The 17,314-nt window shown below is 72.5% G+C and carries 16 protein-coding genes; 12 read left to right on the top strand and 4 right to left on the bottom strand.

Annotated elements, in window-relative coordinates; all coding sequences use genetic code 11:
- Positions 1 to 153 precede the first annotated feature (153 nt).
- From EIY87_RS32290 to EIY87_RS32280, 3 genes are all read left to right on the top strand, one after another.
- Complete coding sequence (locus tag EIY87_RS32290; RefSeq protein ID WP_125313699.1) at positions 154 to 954, top strand: IclR family transcriptional regulator; 801 nt, start codon at positions 154 to 156, stop codon at positions 952 to 954.
- A gap of 25 nt (positions 955 to 979) precedes the next feature.
- Positions 980 to 1,786 (top strand): NAD-dependent epimerase/dehydratase family protein, encoded by an 807-nt coding sequence (locus tag EIY87_RS32285; RefSeq protein WP_125313698.1) that lies wholly within the window; start codon positions 980 to 982, stop codon positions 1,784 to 1,786.
- A gap of 92 nt (positions 1,787 to 1,878) precedes the next feature.
- Complete coding sequence (locus EIY87_RS32280) at positions 1,879 to 2,610, top strand: polysaccharide deacetylase family protein (protein WP_125313697.1); 732 nt, start codon at positions 1,879 to 1,881, stop codon at positions 2,608 to 2,610.
- Here the strand turns inward: EIY87_RS32280 and EIY87_RS32275 are convergent.
- Positions 2,552 to 3,532 (bottom strand): histidine kinase, encoded by a 981-nt coding sequence (locus tag EIY87_RS32275; protein ID WP_125313696.1) that lies wholly within the window; start codon positions 3,530 to 3,532, stop codon positions 2,552 to 2,554. The genes EIY87_RS32280 and EIY87_RS32275 overlap by 59 nt on opposite strands.
- Before the next feature lie 24 nt (positions 3,533 to 3,556).
- Here EIY87_RS32275 and EIY87_RS32270 point away from each other — a divergent pair, with 24 nt between their 5' ends.
- From EIY87_RS32270 to EIY87_RS32260, 3 genes are read left to right on the top strand one after another with little or no spacing between them, the layout of a single operon-like run.
- Positions 3,557 to 4,135, top strand: coding sequence for a response regulator transcription factor (locus EIY87_RS32270; RefSeq protein WP_125313695.1), 579 nt, complete (start codon positions 3,557 to 3,559; stop codon positions 4,133 to 4,135).
- Positions 4,132 to 5,025, top strand: coding sequence for a phosphotransferase (locus tag EIY87_RS32265; protein ID WP_225440163.1), 894 nt, complete (start codon positions 4,132 to 4,134; stop codon positions 5,023 to 5,025). The genes EIY87_RS32270 and EIY87_RS32265 overlap by 4 nt, the downstream gene beginning before the upstream one ends.
- Before the next feature lie 43 nt (positions 5,026 to 5,068).
- Complete coding sequence (locus EIY87_RS32260) at positions 5,069 to 6,337, top strand: right-handed parallel beta-helix repeat-containing protein (RefSeq protein WP_125313694.1); 1,269 nt, start codon at positions 5,069 to 5,071, stop codon at positions 6,335 to 6,337.
- On the opposite strand, the gene EIY87_RS32255 is transcribed toward EIY87_RS32260, so the two are convergent.
- Entirely contained in the window at positions 6,327 to 6,944 is a 618-nt protein-coding gene (locus tag EIY87_RS32255; RefSeq protein WP_125313693.1) for a TetR/AcrR family transcriptional regulator, read from the bottom strand. The genes EIY87_RS32260 and EIY87_RS32255 overlap by 11 nt on opposite strands.
- Before the next feature lie 67 nt (positions 6,945 to 7,011).
- Here EIY87_RS32255 and EIY87_RS32250 point away from each other — a divergent pair, with 67 nt between their 5' ends.
- From EIY87_RS32250 to EIY87_RS32225, 6 genes are all read left to right on the top strand, one after another.
- A complete protein-coding gene (locus EIY87_RS32250) occupies positions 7,012 to 7,632 on the top strand; it encodes an MSMEG_1061 family FMN-dependent PPOX-type flavoprotein (protein ID WP_191984355.1) in 621 nt (206 codons plus the stop codon).
- Between the two features lie 2 nt (positions 7,633 to 7,634).
- On the top strand, positions 7,635 to 8,516 hold the full coding sequence (locus EIY87_RS32245; protein WP_125313692.1) for a PDR/VanB family oxidoreductase: 882 nt from the start codon (positions 7,635 to 7,637) through the stop codon (positions 8,514 to 8,516).
- Positions 8,516 to 9,313, top strand: coding sequence for a siderophore-interacting protein (locus tag EIY87_RS32240; RefSeq protein WP_125313691.1), 798 nt, complete (start codon positions 8,516 to 8,518; stop codon positions 9,311 to 9,313). Before EIY87_RS32245 ends, EIY87_RS32240 begins: the two co-directional genes overlap by 1 nt.
- Before the next feature lie 318 nt (positions 9,314 to 9,631).
- Positions 9,632 to 10,504, top strand: coding sequence for a helix-turn-helix domain-containing protein (locus EIY87_RS32235; protein WP_125313690.1), 873 nt, complete (start codon positions 9,632 to 9,634; stop codon positions 10,502 to 10,504).
- A 76-nt stretch (positions 10,505 to 10,580) separates the two neighbouring features.
- Positions 10,581 to 12,332 carry a maleylacetate reductase and hydroxyquinol 1,2-dioxygenase domain-containing protein gene (locus tag EIY87_RS32230; protein WP_125313689.1) on the top strand — a complete coding sequence of 584 codons (1,752 nt, stop codon included), beginning with the start codon at positions 10,581 to 10,583 and terminating at the stop codon, positions 12,330 to 12,332.
- Positions 12,329 to 14,071: an FAD-dependent monooxygenase gene (locus EIY87_RS32225; protein ID WP_125313688.1), complete on the top strand. Its 1,743-nt coding sequence runs from the start codon at positions 12,329 to 12,331 to the stop codon at positions 14,069 to 14,071. Before EIY87_RS32230 ends, EIY87_RS32225 begins: the two co-directional genes overlap by 4 nt.
- Here EIY87_RS32225 and EIY87_RS32220 read toward each other — a convergent pair whose 3' ends face one another.
- Both EIY87_RS32220 and EIY87_RS32215 read right to left on the bottom strand, forming a co-directional pair.
- Positions 14,072 to 14,950, bottom strand: coding sequence for a peptidylprolyl isomerase (locus EIY87_RS32220; RefSeq protein WP_125313687.1), 879 nt, complete (start codon positions 14,948 to 14,950; stop codon positions 14,072 to 14,074). It abuts the gene before it with no gap.
- Positions 14,951 to 15,016: 66 nt separating this feature from the next.
- Positions 15,017 to 17,290 (bottom strand): glycosyl hydrolase family 95 catalytic domain-containing protein, encoded by a 2,274-nt coding sequence (locus EIY87_RS32215; protein ID WP_125313686.1) that lies wholly within the window; start codon positions 17,288 to 17,290, stop codon positions 15,017 to 15,019.
- Positions 17,291 to 17,314: the final 24 nt, after the last annotated feature.

Here is a 17,314-nt window from a genome sequence, read left to right as displayed (position 1 = left end):
CGCAGGCTCCCTTCCGCGTCCACGTCGATGTGGTCGAACTGTTCACATCTATGAACGGAGTCTGTTATAGTGATTATGTTCATCCATAAGAACGTTGTTCGGGACGCTAATATGGCCGGAGTCACAAGTCAACGGCCGGACGGAGGCACACAAATGCCGCAGAAGGTGGACACGGCCGAGGGTGCTCCCGCCGAATCGTCGGGGGTCAAGTCCGCGCGCCGGGCCGTCGACCTCATCGAGACGTTCGCGGCGAACGACGTCTGGCTGTCCCTGTCCGACCTGCACGCGCGCACGGGCTTCCCGCGCTCGTCGCTGCACGGCCTCCTGCGGACGCTGCTGGAGGCGGGCTGGCTGGAGGCGGACACCAACACCGCGCGCTACCGCCTCGGCGTCCGCGCGCTGATCTGCGGCACGGCGTACCTCGACCGCGACGCCGTCGTCCCGTTCGCCACCGAAGCCCTGGAGCGCATCCGCGAGAAGACCGGCTTCACCGCGCACTTCGCGCGCCGCAACGGCACCGAGGTCGTCTACCTGGAGACGCGCGAGTCGCAGCGGTCCACGCACCTCGTCTCCCGCGTCGGGCGCACGCTGCCCACGCACGCGACCGCGCTGGGCAAGGCGCTGCTGGCCGAGCTGACGCACGACGAGATCGAGGCGCTGATGCCGGCGTCGCTGACCGCGCTCACCCCGAACACCATCACCACGCTCGAAGCCCTGCACGCCGAATGCGCCGCGACGCGCGAGCGCGGGTACGCGGCCGAGGTCGAGGAGGGCACGCTGGGCGTCCGCTGCGTCGCCGCGGTGATCCCCTACCGGATCCCGGGGACCGACGCGATCAGCTGCTCGATGCCGATCTCCCAGGTGACCGACGCCGACGCCCGCCGCGTCGGCGAGCTGCTCGCCGAAACCACCGCCGAGCTCGGGCAGCAGCTGCGCCGGGCCGGGATTCGCTGACCGCCGCCCTTACGGAAGGAAATCCATGACGGACCAGCGCGTGCTCATCACCGGGTCGGCGGGTGTCGTCGGCACCCTGATGCGCCCCCGCCTGAAGCGCGACGGCAGGGTGCTGCGCCTGCTCGACCTGGCGCCGCAGACGGCGTCGGACGCCTCCGAAGAGATCGTGACGGCGTCGGTGACCGACGCGGCGGCGATGGCCGCGGCGTGCGAAGGCGTCGACGCGCTGATCCACCTCGGCGGGCACAGCCGCGAGAACTCCTGGGAAGCGACCCTCGACGTCAACATCAACGGGACGCAGACGGTGCTGGAGGCCGCGCGGTCCGCCGGGGTCACGCGGGTGATCCTGGCGTCGAGCAACCACGCGGTCGGCTTCCGCCGCAACGACGAGGACCTCCCGGCGGACTCGTCTCCGCGCCCGGACACCTACTACGGCGTCTCCAAGGCGGCGATTGAGGCGCTGGGCAGCCTGTACCACTCGCGGTTCGGCATGGACGTCATCGTGATCCGGATCGGCTCGTGCTTCGAAACGCCGTTGCCGCTGGGCCCGCGCGGGTTGACGACGTGGCTGTCCCCGGACGACGGGGCCCGGCTGTTCGAGGCGTGCCTGTCGGCGCCCTCGCCGGGGTACCGGCTGATCTGGGGTGTCTCCGACAACACGCGCCGGATCTACTCGCTGGCCGAGGCGGAGGCGCTGGGCTACAAGTCCCTCGACGACGCCGAGGTGTACGCGGACCAGCTGGCCTCTCGCCCCGCCCCCACCGGCGCGGCGGCCGAGTACGTCGGCGGCCCGTTCTGCACCGCTCCCCTGGGCGTCTTCAACCCGCTCTGACTTTGGTCATGAGTGCTCCTTGCTGGAAGCCGCGGAGGTACTAGTACCTTCGCGGCTTCCTCGTCTGTACGGGTGAGGCCAGGGTGACGCGCATGATCTTGAGATCCCGCCGCGCGCGGAAGTGGACCATCGTCGTCGCGAGCGCGCTGGTGCTCGTCGTCGGCGCCGCGGTCACCCTGTTCGAAGTCTCGAAGTCGCGGACGTTCCAGTTCTTCGGCACGCTCGTGAACCGCGTCGAGACCAGTGAGAAGGTCGTCGCAATCACCTTCGACGACGGGCCCGATCCCGCCGGCACCCAGGCGATCCTCGACACGCTCCGCGAGCGCCGGGCACCGGCCACCTTCTTCCTCATCGGCCGCGACATCGCCGCGCACCCGGACCTCGCCCGCGCGATCGCGGCGGCCGGACACGAGATCGGCAACCACAGCTTCAGCCACGAGCGCATGATCGGCGTGACGCCGGCCTGGGTCGCCGACGAGGTCGAGGCCACTGACGCGCTCATCCGCACCACCGGCTACACCGGCGAGATCCTCTTCCGGCCGCCGAACGGCAAGAAGCTCTTCGCCCTCCCCCACTACCTCGCGGCGCACGACCGGACCACGATCACCTGGGACGTCGAGCCCGATTCCGACGGCGCGCCGGACGCGGCGGCCGTCGAGAAGACCACCCTCGATCAGGTCCGGCCCGGCTCGATCGTGCTGCTGCACGCCATGTACGCCGCGCGTGGGCAGACCCGGCAGGCGATCGGGCCGATCCTCGACGCGCTCAAGCAGCGCGGCTACCGGTTCGTGACCGTGTCGCAGTTGCTGGCAGCGCGACACTGACGACCCACTCGCCGTCCCGCGGGCCGTACGTCAACGCGCCGCCCGCCTGTTCCGCGAGCCCGGCCAGCCCGTAGCCGCCACCCGGGCGCGGGGTTCCCTTGATCGGGTTGCGCGCGGTGATCCTCACCGGGTCGCCCGCTTCGACGTCCAGCCGCAGGCGGACGCCGGGACCGTTGTGCCGCAACGCGTTCACCGCCACCTCCGCGACGAACCGTTCGGCCAGCTCGCGCACCGGACGCGGCAGCTCGGGCAGCACGGGGTCGCGGTCGAGGACCAGGCCCGCGGTGCGCAGCCGGGCCAGCACCTCGGCGAGGTCGGGCGCCCGTTCGGCGTCGTCGCGCAGGTCGTCGAGCGTGCGGCGGACCAGCGTGAGCGCGCCGCGCCCGGCGGCCAGCAGGGTGTCGAGGCGCTCGCGGTCGGCGTCGGTGAGGTCGCCGACCGCGCGCAACGTCTCCGCCTGCACCAGCATGACGGCCGTGGTCTGGGCGAGGGTGTCGTGCAGCCGCCGGGCCGCGCGCTCGGCCCGCTCGGCCAGCGCGCGGCGGCGTTCGGCGCCGAGCAGCCACGCCACGGCGCAGATCGTCACCGCCAGGACCGTGCCGTCGATTGGGCCCTTCGCCGGGAACACGGCGGCGCCGACGGTGAGCGTCGCGGCGGCCGCGAGCCACCGCTGGGGCGTGCTGTAGAGCGCGAGCAGCACCGGTACGTACATCGTGTTGCGCGGCTGGTCGAGCAGCAGGTGCCCGGCCGTGGCGAGGGTGACGGCCACGAGCACGGCGGCCGGCGCGCGGCGCGCCCACAGCAGCGGGACGAGCTGCACCGCGCTGAGCCCGGCCGCGACCCAGCCCTGCTGCGGGGTCCAGGCGCCGCTGGCGAAGAACACCGCGGCGACCGCTGCCGTCGTGAGGAAGGACTGGCGCATGCGGCCGACAGTAGAGTGCCCGGCATGATCCGGGTCCAGGTCGTCGACGACCACGCGCTGGTGCGCGAGGGCATCGCACTGATCCTGGACGCGCAGCCGGACCTCGACGTCGTCGCGCGGTACGGGAGCGGGCCGGAGCTGCTCGCCTCCACCGTGGCGGCCGACGTCGTGCTGCTCGACCTCTACCTGCCCGGCATGGACGGCCTCGAAGTCCTGCGCCGGCTCCCGCCCGCGGCCCCGCGGGTGCTGATGCTGACCACCGTCGGGCGGCCCCGCGAGATCCGCGAAGCGCTCAACGCGGGCGCGGCCGGCTTCGTGCTCAAGGACTCCTCCGGCGACGAACTGGCGGCCGCCGTCCGGGCCGCGCACCACGGCGTGGCGGCGCTCAGCCCGGCGGTGGCCACGGCGCTGAGCGCGGGCGGCGCGCTGACCCCGCGCGAACGGGACGTGCTGGAACTGCTCGGCGAAGGACTGTCCAATCGCGACATCGCGAACCGGCTGCGGCTCGCCGAGCGGACGGTGAAGGTGCACGTCGGCAACGTGCTGGCCAAGCTGGGCGTCACGAGCCGCACCCAGGCGGCACTGCTGGCCAGGGACCGGTGATCGGGTCGTGGTGCGCGGCGCACCTGGGCAGCACTCCGGCCGAGGTGCTGTTCGAGCGCCGGTCCCTGTCGGACGTCGTCGGGCTCCGGCTGGCCGACGGCCGGGAAGTCGTGGTGAAGGCCCGTGCCGACGACGGCCGGGCCGCGTCCTGCGTCGCCGCGCAAGAACACCTGGCGGCGCAAGGGTTCCCGTGTCCCCGGCCGTTGACCGCGGTGACCCTGGTGGACGGGCTGGCCGTGCACGCCGAGGAGCACCGGCCCGGCGGCGAGGTGCTCCTCGGCGACTCGCCGAACGTCGCGGTGCGTTACGCGGCGGTGTTCGCACGGCTGATGACCGGGCTGGCCGAGGTCCGCGTCCCGCCGCCGCTGCCGAACCCGCGCTGGGCGCGCTGGGACCACAACGGCCCGGGGTTGTGGCCGCCGATCGGCTTCCTGGACGAGCGGGACCAGAGCGCGGTGCCCGGCTACGTCGTCGAAGCGGCGGAGCTGGCCCGCGCCCGGTTGCTGGCCGCGGACCTGCCGTGCGTGCTGGGCCACGCGGATTTCGAAGCCCAGAACCTCCGCTGGGACGGCGAGGTCCGGTCCGTGCACGACTGGGACAGCCTGGCCTGGCAGCCGGAAGCGGCGCTCGCGGGCGCGGCCGCCGGAGCGTTCGCCAACGACTCGCCGCCGACACTGGCTCCGGTCGTGAGCTCCGCGGCTTTCCTGACGGCGTACCAGGATTTCCGCGGCCGGCGGTTCACCGGCGAGGAGCGGGAGATCGCGTGGGCGGCGAGCCTCTGGCCGGCCCTGCACAACGCCCGCTGGGAGGCGCTGCACGGTGATCCCCCGGTGTGCGGCTCGGCCGTCCGCGCGCAGGCGGCCGAGCGGCTCCGCCGGGCGAACGCCTGAGCTTGTACGCCCTGTGTACGTGCTCGGCCTACCGTCGCGCGCCATGTCGAAGAAGCTGCTTTCGCTGGGCGTGTTCGCCGCCCTCGCGGCCACCGCCTTCACCGCCACCGACGCGGCCGCCGCGCCGAAGACCTACTACGTCGACCAGGTCGCCGGCAGTGACTCCGCGGCCGGGACGTCGCAGTCGGCGCCGTGGCAGTCCCTCGCCAAGGTCGCCGCGACCACGCTGGCCCCCGGGGACACCGTGCTGCTGCGCCGCGGCCGGACCTGGAGCGGCGGGCTCGCCGTCCGCGGCTCGGGCAGCGCGGCCGCGCCGGTGACCATCGGCGCCTACGGCACCGGGGCGCGCCCGATCGTCCAGGGGAACGAAGAAGCCTGCGTCAACCTGCCGGGGAACTACATCACCGTGCAGGACCTGCAGGTCGGGGTCGCGGCCGACGCCGGGCGCTGCTCGTGGGCGGGCGTCGAGGTCGGCGGGGACCACGACAAGGTCCTCTCGAACTACATCACCGGTGCCGGCGCGGGCGTCTACATCGCGCCCAGCGCCGACGGCACCGAGGTCACGCAGAACGACCTCGTCGACAACAACCACATGACCGTCGTGACGCCGGGCGGCAGCGACGACTCGGGCGCGTTCGCGATCCTGGTGCAGGGCAACGGGTCCGACATCGGCTGGAACCGGATCAGCGGGTCGATCGCGGTGAGCGACGACTTCGGCGGCCTCGACGGCGCCGCGGTCGAGATCTTCTACGGCTCCGGGAACGTCATCCACCACAACATTTCCGAGGACAACGAGTCCTTCACCGAGCTGGGCACCGACGCCGCCGACCCGGACGGCGTGTCCCGCGACAACGTCTACGAGTACAACGCCGTCTTCGGCGCCAAGACCCGCGGCGGCATCGTGACGCGCGGCGCCGAAGACCAGAACGGCCCGGTGACCGGCACCGTCTTCCGCAACAACTCGGTCCGGCTGAGCAACGCCGAATCGGAAGGTTTCGTCTGCTACGGCGGGTGCACGAACCAGACGTTGAAGCTGACCCAGAACGTCATCCAGTCCGCAATGAAGGTCGGGTACGCCGACGACGGCTGGACCGCCACGGACCACAACGTCTTCTACGGCGGCCAGCGGCAGTTCACCCCGGGCGCGACGGACAAGGTCGCCGACCCGAAGTTCACCTCGGCCACCAACCTGGTCCTGCAATCCACGAGCCCGGCGATCGGCCTCGGCACGACGAAGTACGCGGACGTCGACGTCGACGGGAACGCGGTCGGCACGCGGATCGACGCCGGCGCCTACCAGTTCACGCCGTGACGTAGCGGGTCAGCATCGCGACCATCTCGTTCTCGAGCTTCCCGGCGTCCACCGGTTCGTGATCGGCCACGAGCTGGTGGACGACCAGCTCGGTCGTGGTGACGCAGAGCCGGGCCGCCGTCTCGGTGTCGGCCACGCGGACCTCGGGGTGGGTGTCGAACAGCTCCTGGACGTAGCTGACCAGGGACTGCTTCAGCCGCTCGACCTTGTCGAGGAGTTCCTTCGACCGCGGCGCCTGTTCCATGAGCAGGCGCAGCAGCTGCGGGTTGCCGAGGTGGGTTTCGATCGCCCCGCGGACGAAGACGCGGAAGATCTCCTCGATCGAGGCGGGCAGTTCCCCGCGCTGGATCCGTTCCGTGGCGGCGGTGCCTTCGTCGAGGTGGCGGACGAGCAGCTCGGCCAGGATCGCGTCCTTGTTCGGGAAGTACTGGTACAGCGAGCCGATCGAGATGCCGGCGTGCTCGGCGATGCGGTTGGTGGTGCCGGCGGCGTAGCCGAACTCGCCGAAAACGTGAGCAGCCGCGGTCAGGATCCGCTCCCGGGTCAGCTCGGCGCGGACCTGGCGCGGCTGTTTACGTGGCTGGATGCGGCGCTCGCCCAAGCTCACGGCTCCTCCTTCCGCGCCGCTCGAAAGCGAGTAGCGCCAGATCTGAGTATTTGCTCATAATTGTGTCATGACCAGCACAAACACGCTGAGCCGAGTCAGCATGGCCGAGGTTCGGGCCCGGCTGGGCGAGCCCGAAGCGATGATCGAAGCGAAGATCGGCGACCGCATCGACCGGCACGCCCGCCGCTTCATCGCCCATTCGCCGTTCCTGACGCTGGCCACCGCCGACGCCGCGGGCCGCGCCGACTGCTCGCCCCGGGGCGACTACCCCGGGTTCGTGAAGGTCCTCGGCGAACGCACGCTCGCGATGCCCGACCGCACCGGCAACAAGATCGCCGACTCCTTCCGCAACATCGCCGAGAACGACGGCGTCGGCCTGCTGTTCTTCGTCCCCGGCACGCGGGAAACGCTGCGCGTCAACGGCCGCGCGTACGTCACCGACGAGCCCGACGTCCTGGCCCGGATGCGCACCGAAGCCAAGGAGCCGATGCTCGCGATCATCGTCGAGGTCGAGCAGGTGTACTTCCACTGCGGCCGCGCGCTGATCCGCTCGCGGCTGTGGGACCCGGCGAGCCAGGCGCTGGCGGCGGAGCTGCCTTCGGCGGGCGAGGTCGCCGCCGAGGCGATGGGCGCCGATCCCGAGCTCCTCGAGCGGATGCTCGAAGAGGGCTACCGGAAGCTGTACTGACCATGCAGAAGACGATCCTCGACCGCGTCGAGCGGGTCGCCGACGACGTCGTTTCCCTCGTCCTGCGCGGCGACGAAGGCCCGCTCGAAGCGTGGGCACCGGGCGCGCACATCGACCTCGCGCTGCCGAACTGGCTGACCCGGCAGTACTCGCTGTGCGGCGACCCGGCCGATCGCTCGGCGTACCGCATCGCGGTCCGGTACGACCCGCTCAGCCGCGGCGGCTCGGAGTACGTCCACCTGTTCCTGCGACCGGGCCGGACGCTCGAAGTTTCCGCGCCGCGCAACCACTTCCCGCTCGTGCCGGCACCGGAGTACCTGTTCCTGGCGGGCGGTATCGGGATCACGCCGATCCTGCCGATGCTGCGTGCCGCCGGGCCCCGCGCGACGCTGGTGTACGCCGGCCGGTCGGCGAGCACGATGCCGTTCGCGGCGGAACTGCGGGCCGAATTCGGCGACCGCGTGCGGCTGTTCGACCACGGCCGCCCGGACCTCGCGGCACTGGCGGCGGAGTTCCCGGCGGCGGAGGTCTACTGCTGCGGCCCGGCGTCCATGGTGGACGCGGCCGAAGCGCTGTTCCCGCGCGTGCACACCGAACGCTTCCAGCCCACGCGGCGGGTGTTCGGGCCCGACACGCCGTTCGAGGTGGAGTGCGCCCGCTCGGGCGGCACGATCCGGGTCCCCGCCGACGAATCCCTGCTCGACGCGCTGAACCACGCCGGGCGGCCAGTGCCGTGGGGCTGCCGGGAAGGGGTGTGCGGCAGCTGCGAGCTGTCCGTGCTGGACGGCGAACCCGAGCACCGCGACGACATCGGCGCGCCCGAGGGCCGGATGTACGCGTGCGTGTCGCGGGCGGTCTCGCCCCGGCTGGTGCTGGACGTCTGATGATCCCCAAGGTGCGCCGCCCGAAGACGCGGCGGATGCTCACCCTCGAAGTCCGCGCGAACACCGCGCCGAGCCCGTCGTTCCGGACCATCACCCTCGGCGGCCCGGACCTCGAGGACCTCGAACCGGCGGGCGACGACCAGGCCGTGCGGCTGTTCTTCCCCCGCGCCGGCCAGGAGCGGCTGCGGATGCCGACGCTGGACAACGAGGGCTGGATGGCCGAGGTGCTGATGCTGCCGAAGAGCCGCCGCCCGTGGGTCCGCAACTACACGATCCGCCGCTCCCGACCGGGCGAGATCGACCTCGAGTTCGCCCTCCACGACGGCGACGCCCCGGCGGCGTCGTGGGCCCGCCAGGCCCGGCCGGGCGATCCGGCGGGGGTGTTCGACCTGGGGGTCAGCTACCTGCCGCCGCCCGGGGTGCCGTGGCAGCTGCTGGCCGGGGACGAGAGCGCGGTCCCGGCGATCCTGGCCATCCTCGACCACGCACCGGCCGGGCTGGTGGCGGAGGTGTTCCTGGAGGTGCCTTCGGCGGCTGATGTGCGGGAGGTCGAGGCGCCGGCGGGGGTGCGGGTGCATTGGCTGCCACGTGCCCGGGCCGGCGACCGGCCGGGCGAGCTGGCGCTGGCGGCGCTCGTTGGTGCTGATCTTCCGCCGGGGCCGGCGTACGCGTGGGTCGCCGGGGAGGCCGCGCTGGCGACCGGGGCGCGGCGTCACCTGGTGCGGGAGCGGGGGTGGGCGAAGGGGGACATCGCGTTCTTGGGGTACTGGCGGCACGGGCGAGCAGCGCCGGGCTGAGCCACTGGCCGCGGCCGTGCGGGGACGGCGACGCGCCGCTCGGCCCAGCTGAACCGCCACCGCAGGGACTCGGCAAAGTCGCGCCGGCGAGCGGGTGACCGGCGGCAGAGTCGCCTGGCCGCGTGGTCTCCCTGCGCCGCGGGAATGTCATGAAAGGGTCGTTCATGTCGTCTGGCGAGGTGAACGACCCTTTCATGACATCGCGGACCGCCGCACCGGCCCAGGGCTGAACCCACGCGGCCACCGACGTGCGGTCGGCCGCCGCCGGCCGGTTCGGCGCGTACCATCGCGGACAGCCTCGACGGCGAGGAGATGGGCGTGGGCGAACTCGGGCTGGCCGACACCAACGGCATCCTCGCGCTGCCCTGGGTACGCCCGGATCGGACCAGCGCCGGCCTCGGCTGGAGCAGCGTCTACGTCTCCAAGCAGCGCGAACGCCCCTACCGCGCCGACTTCGGAGCGGCGCGCAGCCACCAGCTGATCCTGCACCTCGACGGCCCCGTGACCGTCCGGCGCGGGGTCGGGACGCCGCGCGAGCAGCGCCGGCGGATGCCCGCCGGTGGGCTCTTCCTGCAGCCGTCGCACGCCGAGTTGTCCGTCGAGCTGGGCGGTGAGCTCGACACCGTGCACGTCTACCTCGCCGACGACGCCGTGCAGGAAGCCGCCGGTGGGGACGCGCCCGTGCGGCTCGCCGAGGAGCTCGGGAGCACCGATCCCCTGCTCGAACAGCTCGTGCTGAGCCTCGACGGCGTCGTCCGCGACTGGGAGCCGAGCGCCCGGACCTACGCCGACCAGCTGGGTGCGCTCGTCGCCGCCCAGCTCGTCCGGCGCCACGGCGGTGGGCCCGTGCGGGAGGCCGTCGATCGCGGTCTCTCGGACCGGCAGTTCGCGACGGTCCGGGACTTCATGGCGGACCGCCTGGCCGAGCAGGTGCCGCTGGCCGAGCTGGCGGCGCTCGCCGGGTTGAGCGTCAGCCAGTTCTCCCGCCGCTTCAAGGCCCGCACCGGCCTGCCCCCGCACCGCTTCCTGCTGCGCCTGCGCGTCGAGCGGGCCGGGCTCCTGCTGCGCACGGGCGACGACCCGATCGCCGAGATCGCCGTCCGCTGCGGGTTCTCGCACCAGGAACACCTGACGCGGGTGCTGCGCGCCCAGCTCGGCACGACACCGGCGGCCCTGCGCCGCGCAGGCTGACACACGCGCGTTTCGTGCCGGACGGCAGCAGGAACGTGCAGGACCGGGCCGCCCAGTGCGGCCGATACTCCCCCGCATGACCTCGTTCAGCTACGCCGCGAACCCCGTCCGGGTGGTCTTCGGCTCGCTCGACTGCCTCAGCACCGAAGCCGATCGGCTCGGGCTCGGCCGCGTCCTGCTGATCGGCCGCCCGCGGCACGCCGACCGCGCCGCCAAAGCACTCGGGGCTCGGCTCGCCGCGCGCTTCGGAGAACCCGCCATGCACACCCCGGTCGACGTCACCGAGCGCGCGCTCAAGCTCGTCGCCGAGCACGACGTCGACGGCGTCGTCGCGATCGGCGGCGGCTCGGCCACCGGGCTGGCCAAGGCGATCGCCCTCCACACCGACCTGCCGCAGCTGATCGTCCCCACGACGTACGCCGGTTCCGAACTGACCTCGGTGCTCGGCCAGACCGCCGACGGCCGCAAGACCACCCAGAAGACCCCGAAGGTCCGGCCCGAGACCGTCCTCTACGACGTCGGCCTGACCCTGGACCTGCCGGTGAGCGTCTCCGCGGCCAGCGGTCTCAACGCGCTCGCCCACGCCGTCGAGGCCCGCTACGCCCCCGACGCCAACCCGATGACCGACCTGCTCGCCGCGGAAGCGATCAAGCTGCTCACGAGCGCGCTGCCGCGCATCGCCGCGAACCCGTCCGATGTGGACGCCCGCGCCGACGCCCTGCGCGGCGCCTGGCTCGCGGGCAGCTGCCTCGACGCCGTGCAGATGGGCCTGCACCACCGGCTCTGCCACCACCTCGGCGGCAAGTTCGGCCTGCCGCACGCCGAAACCCACGCCGTCCTGCTCCCCCACGTCATGGCGCACCAGGGTCTCGACGACGCCGACGACGTCTTCGAGCTGGCCGCGAGCCTCCCCGTCCCGCACTCGCTGGCGGAACTGGGCCTCACCGAAGCCGACATCGAGGGCGAGCCCGAAGAAGAACTGCTCCGCCAAGCCCTCCACGGCACCCGCCCGGCCGCGCGCCCGAGCCTCAGAGCACTCACGAAGCAGGTCGTCGACAGCTTCTCCAGCGCGCCGGACCGCGTCCGCACGCTCCTCACCGACCTCGTGGAGACCCTGCACGGCTACGCCATCCGCACCGATCTCACGCAGGACGAGTGGGAGTACGCGATCGGCTTCCTGACCCGCGCCGGGCACCTCACCACCGACACGCGCCAGGAGTTCATCCTGCTGTCGGACACCCTCGGCGTGTCGAGCGTCGTCGACGTCCTGACCAACTCGCGCACCCCGGACACCACCCCGTCGGCCGTGCTCGGCCCGTTCTACGTCGAAGGACCACCCGAGACCCCGCAGGGCGCCGACATCGCCGACGGCCTGCCCGGGACTCCACTGTGGACAGACGTCCGGGTCACCGACACCGAAGACCGGCCGGTGCCGGACGCGATCGTCGACGTCTGGCAGTCCAATGAGGACGGGTTCTACGACGTTCAGCTGCCGGACCTCGACGGCCCGGTGCTGCGCGCCCGGTTCCGCACCGACGCCGACGGTCGGCTGCGGTTCCGCACGATCGTGCCCAGCGCGTACCCGATCCCCGCCGACGGCCCGGTCGGCGAGATGCTCGACGCCGTCGGGCGGCACCCCTACCGCGCGCCGCACGTGCACTTCATGATCGCCAAGCCCGGCTACCGCACCCTCATCACGCAGCTGTTCGTCGCCGGCGGCGACTACCTCGACTCCGACACGGTTTTCGGCGTCAAGGACGGCCTGATCGCCGACTTCGCCGACCAGCGGCTCGAGTTCACCTTCCGGATCCAGGGGAGCACCGAATGAGCTACGACACCGACGTCATCGTGGTCGGCAGCGGCCCGGCCGGCGGCTCGGCGGCCCTGCTGCTCGCCACCTACGGCGTCCCCACCGTGCTGGCCACCAAGTACGGCTGGACGGCGAACACGCCCCGCGCGCACATCACCAACCAGCGCACCATGGAAGTCCTGCGGGACCTCGGCGTCGAGGACAAGGCGCTCGCCGCCGGCACGCCGCCCGAGCTGATGGGCGACACCGTGCTCTGCACGTCGCTGACCGGGCCGGAGATCGGCCGGATCGCCAGCTGGGGCACCGGTGACCGCTCGGCGGCCGAATACGCCGCGGCCAGCCCGTGCCACATGATCGACCTGCCGCAGACCTATCTCGAACCGATCCTGGTGAGCGAAGCCGCCGCGCGCGGCGCGAAACTGCGGCTGGACACCGAGTTCCTCGACTTCACCCAGGACGGCGACGGCGTCACGGCCCGGTTCCGCGACCGCGTCCGCGGTGACGAGTTCACGTTGCGCGCCAAGTACCTCATCGGCGCGGACGGCGCCCGCAGCCGCGTCGCCGAGCAGGCCGGCCTGCCGATCGCCGGGCAGACCGGCAAGGCGGGCAGCATGAACATCACGTTCACCGCTGACCTCGCGCCGTACGTGGCCCACCGGCCGAGCGTCCTGTACTGGGTGATGCGGCCGGGCGCGCACCTCGGCGGGATCGGGATGGGCCTGGTCCGGATGGTCCGGCCGTGGCGCGAATGGCTGCTGACCTGGGGTTACGACATCGAGCAGGCGCCACCGGAGGTCGACGTCGAGGAGGCGACGCGGCTGGTGCGCGACCTGGTCGGCGACCCGGCGCTCGAGGTCGAGATCACCTCGACGTCACTGTGGACGGTCAACCACAACTACGCCACCGAGTACCGCAACGGCCGGGTGTTCTGCGCCGGCGACGCGGTGCACCGGCACCCACCGTCCAACGGGCTCGGCTCCAACACGTCCGTTCAGGACTCCTACAACCTGGCCTGGAAGCTCGCGATGGTCCTGCGCGGCGAGGCGGGCGAAGGGCTGCTGGACAGCTACAGCGCCGAGCGGGCACCGGTCGGCAAGCAGATCGTCGACCGGGCCAACCTCAGCCGCGACCAGTTCGGGCCGATCTTCGCCGCGCTCGGCATCACCGGCGACACCGACGCCGACGGCATCACGGCCGGGCTCGACACCTGCCTCGCGCCCACGGCCGAGGGCGCGCGCAAACGCCGTGAGCTGGAGCGGGCGATCGAGCTGAAGCACTACGAGTTCAACGCGCACGGCGTCGAGCTGGACCAGCGGTACGTCTCCGGCGCGGTGCTGCCCGACGGCGTCGCGGCGGCGCCGGAGCGGGACCCCGAGCTGTTCCACCGGCCGAGCACCGAGCCGGGCGCGAAGCTGCCGCACGCGTGGCTGGTCGGGCCGCACGGCCGCCGGCTGTCCACTTTGGACCTCGTGGCGGGGGGCCGGTGGACGGTGCTGACCGGCCTGACCGGCACGCCGTGGCGGGACGCGGCGGCCAAGGTGGGTGCCGAACTCGGCTTCGACCTGCGTGCCGTCCGGATCGGCGACCCCGGCGCCCGCGACGCCTACGGCGACTGGTCCCGGCTGAGCGGCATCGACGAGGACGGCTGCCTGCTGGTCCGCCCGGACGGGTACGTCGCCTGGCGCCACGCGGCCGCGTCGCCCGATGCCGCGAAAGCCCTGCTCAGCGCGGTGCGGACGGTTCTCGACCGGCCCTGATCACGGCGTGGTGGTGACCCCGGTGAACGTCACCGGGGTCTTCGGGGGCCCGCTGCCGTCGCCGATACCCGGCTTCGAGGTGTCGACGCCGCCACGGGCGACCCGGTCCAGGACGGCGAGGCCGGCGTCGTCGACGCTGCCGAACACCGTGTACTCCGGCGGGATCCGCGTCTCGCCGAAGACCAGGAAGAACTGGGAGCCGCCGGTGTCCGGCTGGCTCGTCTTCGCCATGGCCAGCACGCCGCGGCCGTAGCTCAGCTCGGGGAACACCTCGTCGCGGATCGTGTAGCCGGGGCCGCCGGTCCCGTCGCCGACCGGGTCGCCGCACTGGAGCATCTGCAGCCCGGACGCCACGGAGAGCCGGTGGCACGACGTGCCGTCGTAGAAGCCCTGTTTCGCCAGGCTCAGGAAGTTGACCACCGTGCACGGCGCCAGCGCGCGGTCGAGCGTCAGCCCGATGGCACCCGCGCTCGTCGCGAGCCGCACGTCGGCCGTCCCGGACGACGGCGCCGGGCCGTCCGGCGGGAGCGCGACCTTCTTCGGCGCCGGCGCGCCCGGGTCGGGGGTGAACGCGCAGGTCACCGGGTCGGCGAGCGGCCTGGTCCGCTTCGGCATCGCGGCCCGGCCGCCCGGGATCGAGACCGGCGAGCTGACCGCGGCCGGTGGCGTGGACGACGTCGTCGTCGACGCCGCCACGGTGAAGAAACCCCCGTCGGCGTTCGCGTCCGGCTTGCGCAGGAAGCCGGGGTAGCCCCAGGCCAGGAACGCCAGCACCATCACGACGACGACCAGGAAGCACCCGGTGACCAGCCCGATCACCGTCGCCGACGTCCGCTTCGGCGGTACCGGCGGCTCCCACCGGCCGGACGGCTCGCTCATGCCCGCTCCCCTCGTCGAGAGCACCATTCTGCCGCTCCCGGCCGCTCCCCGGGCGAGAACGCGCGATCAGGGCAGGCCCCAGGGCGAACTCGGGCCGCCGGACGTGACCGGCCGGACGCCGAAGTCCGGCTTGTCCCCCTTCCGGTACACGAACGCGTCCTCGCCGCGCCCGAGTTCGACTTGGACGTCCCCCGTGGCCAGCCGGCGCCACCGGCGGGCCCGGCCGCGCGCGTCGGTCACGGCGAGTTCGCCGTCGATGCCCGGCCGCAGCACGCACGGCGCCCCGGCCTCGCTGTGCACCTTCAGCCAGCGCGTCTTGCCGCCGGCCCGCGACGCGCTCAGCAGGAACGCGCCTTCGGTGCGGAAGTCCCGCAGCGCGATGTCGGCCCAGGCCGACGGGACCGCGGGGAACAGCCGGAGCACGCCGCCCCAGCTCTGCACCAGCATGTCCTGCAGGGACTTCGCCGCCGACAACGGCGTTTCGATGACCGGGCCGGATTCCTTGTACATGGTGTTCGGCTGGATGTAGCGGCGTTGCAGCTCGCCGAGGTAGAACGCGGCCTGGTCGCCGCGCAGCATCTGCGCCGAGATCGACGCGGCCCCGGTGAACGTGTAGCCCTGCAGGGCGCCTTCGAAGCCGACCCAGTGGTTCAGCGACGTCTCGATGATCTGCCGGTGCTCCGGCTGCTCCCAGGTGACGTCGTAGAGCGGGTAGATCTGCAGCAGGTGCGAGTAGTGCCGGTGCGACTTCGCGAACGGCACGCCGGCGCCGATCATGTAGCCGTTCGCGTCGGCCGGGTAGGCCACGAGGTTGGCGAGGACGTCCCGCCACTTCGGCGCCAGCGCGTCGCCGGGCGCGATCTGCAGGAGCGTCTTGCAGCCCCAGCGGATCAGCGAGAGGTCGTAGTTGCAGTCCGGCGCGTTGACGCCGTACTCGGGCGAGAACGTCGGCGGCAGGTGCAGCTTCCCGTCCGGGCCCGGGGCGAGGAAGTGCAGGTAGTAGTTGATCGCCTTGCGCAGCAACGGGAACAGCGTGCCGCCGAGCAGTTCGCGGTCCATCGTGTGCCGATAGGACAGCCACACGTTGTGCAGCGCCCAGGTCAGGTTGCCGACCTCCGGCGTCGGCGTGTCGTGCCCCGGGATGCCGACCGGGTACCCGCTGGTGGCGTTCGCGACGCCGTTGAGCAGGGTCATGTCGGTCGTCCGCGGGATGCCCGCGGAGTCCGCTTGGTACGGCGACGCGACCTGGCTGGTCAGGTTCGCCCGGTACTTGCCGAGCGCGTGGCTGACCGCGTCCAGTTCGAGGTGGTTCGAGCCGTGGATCAACCAGTACTCGAGCTGGACGTTGAGGTTCCACCACGTGGCAGGCCACGGCGTGTTCTCCAGCCACGGCCCCGACGTCGCCATCACCGGTGCCTCGCGCCGGGCCGCCGACGCGACCTTGTACAGCTGGATCCAGTAGAAGCCCTGCAGCCGGGTGTCCGGAATGGACAGGAAGCTGCCGCGGTAGTAGTCGTGCCACCAGCGCCGGTGGTCCCGGGTCAGCTCGGGGAACGCGCCGGCGCGGCGGACCGTGCCGAGCGCCCGCGCCACCGACGTCTTCTCCGGGTGCGACCACGCCACCGACGTGTACAGCGTGCGCGTGCCCCCGCGCGCCACCTCGCGCCAGGCCGTCACGTGCTCGCCGCCGGCCAGCAGCGGCTGGACCGCCAGCCGGGCATCGCCGTTGGTGCTCAGGTTCACCGGCGGGTTCGCGGTGTAGCCGGCCGGCGGGGGCTTGTTCCACACGGGATCGGCGCGCGGGCTGACCGCCACCGCCGGGTGGAACACCCACTTGAACGCCCGTTCGCCTTCACTGGGCCGGACTTCGACCGCGAGCAGCGACTGTCCGGTGTGGACGATCGCGCGCAGGCTCAGGCTGCCCGCCGCGGTGGTGATCGTGCCGGTCAGCTCGGCGTTCCACAGGTCCAGCCGCCAGTCGATCGCGGTGATGGCGCCCACCGGCTCCAGCGTGAAGTACCCGATGGGCAGCCGGGCCAGGCCGAACAGCGACCCGAACTCCGGCCGGTGGTCCTGCACCTGGCTGTGCTGGACGTTGAACCGGATCGCGTTCTGCCCCGGCTCGGCGTAGATGCCCGAGCCGAGGAACCCGTTGCCCAGGAACGGGCCCTCGTACCAGGTCTTCGGCAGCCTGCGCCAATACAGGTCGGCGGTGGCCAGGAACTCCGCCCAGCCGAAGTCGTCGCTGCCCGGTGCCGCCGCCGCGGCCGCGGGGGCCAGGCCGGCGGCGGCCAGCCCGGCGAGCGCGCCGCCGAGCACGGTTCTGCGGGTGATGTCCATTCCGGCCTCCTCGTCGAAGCGGGA

Origin of the sequence: Amycolatopsis eburnea, assembly GCF_003937945.1 — a bacterium.
Classification (GTDB): Bacteria; Actinomycetota; Actinomycetes; order Mycobacteriales; family Pseudonocardiaceae; genus Amycolatopsis; species Amycolatopsis eburnea.
Note: the sequence above shows the minus strand (reverse complement) of the source record. Positions and strands in the feature narration are given on the sequence as shown.

Excerpts from the sequence above, each read along its gene's own strand:
- EIY87_RS32270 (WP_125313695.1), top strand. The coding sequence starts at position 3,557 with ATGATCCGGGTCCAGGTCGTCGACGACCACGCGCTGGTGCGCGAGGGC.
- EIY87_RS32275 (WP_125313696.1), bottom strand. The coding sequence starts at position 3,532 with ATGCGCCAGTCCTTCCTCACGACGGCAGCGGTCGCCGCGGTGTTCTTC.
- EIY87_RS32230 (WP_125313689.1), top strand. The coding sequence starts at position 10,581 with ATGACCTCGTTCAGCTACGCCGCGAACCCCGTCCGGGTGGTCTTCGGC.
- EIY87_RS32215 (WP_125313686.1), bottom strand. The coding sequence starts at position 17,290 with ATGGACATCACCCGCAGAACCGTGCTCGGCGGCGCGCTCGCCGGGCTG.
- EIY87_RS32260 (WP_125313694.1), top strand. The coding sequence starts at position 5,069 with ATGTCGAAGAAGCTGCTTTCGCTGGGCGTGTTCGCCGCCCTCGCGGCC.
- EIY87_RS32285 (WP_125313698.1), top strand. The coding sequence starts at position 980 with ATGACGGACCAGCGCGTGCTCATCACCGGGTCGGCGGGTGTCGTCGGC.
- EIY87_RS32280 (WP_125313697.1), top strand. The coding sequence starts at position 1,879 with ATGATCTTGAGATCCCGCCGCGCGCGGAAGTGGACCATCGTCGTCGCG.
- EIY87_RS32240 (WP_125313691.1), top strand. The coding sequence starts at position 8,516 with ATGATCCCCAAGGTGCGCCGCCCGAAGACGCGGCGGATGCTCACCCTC.
- EIY87_RS32225 (WP_125313688.1), top strand. The coding sequence starts at position 12,329 with ATGAGCTACGACACCGACGTCATCGTGGTCGGCAGCGGCCCGGCCGGC.
- EIY87_RS32245 (WP_125313692.1), top strand. The coding sequence starts at position 7,635 with ATGCAGAAGACGATCCTCGACCGCGTCGAGCGGGTCGCCGACGACGTC.
- EIY87_RS32290 (WP_125313699.1), top strand. The coding sequence starts at position 154 with ATGCCGCAGAAGGTGGACACGGCCGAGGGTGCTCCCGCCGAATCGTCG.
- EIY87_RS32220 (WP_125313687.1), bottom strand. The coding sequence starts at position 14,950 with ATGAGCGAGCCGTCCGGCCGGTGGGAGCCGCCGGTACCGCCGAAGCGG.
- EIY87_RS32250 (WP_191984355.1), top strand. The coding sequence starts at position 7,012 with ATGACCAGCACAAACACGCTGAGCCGAGTCAGCATGGCCGAGGTTCGG.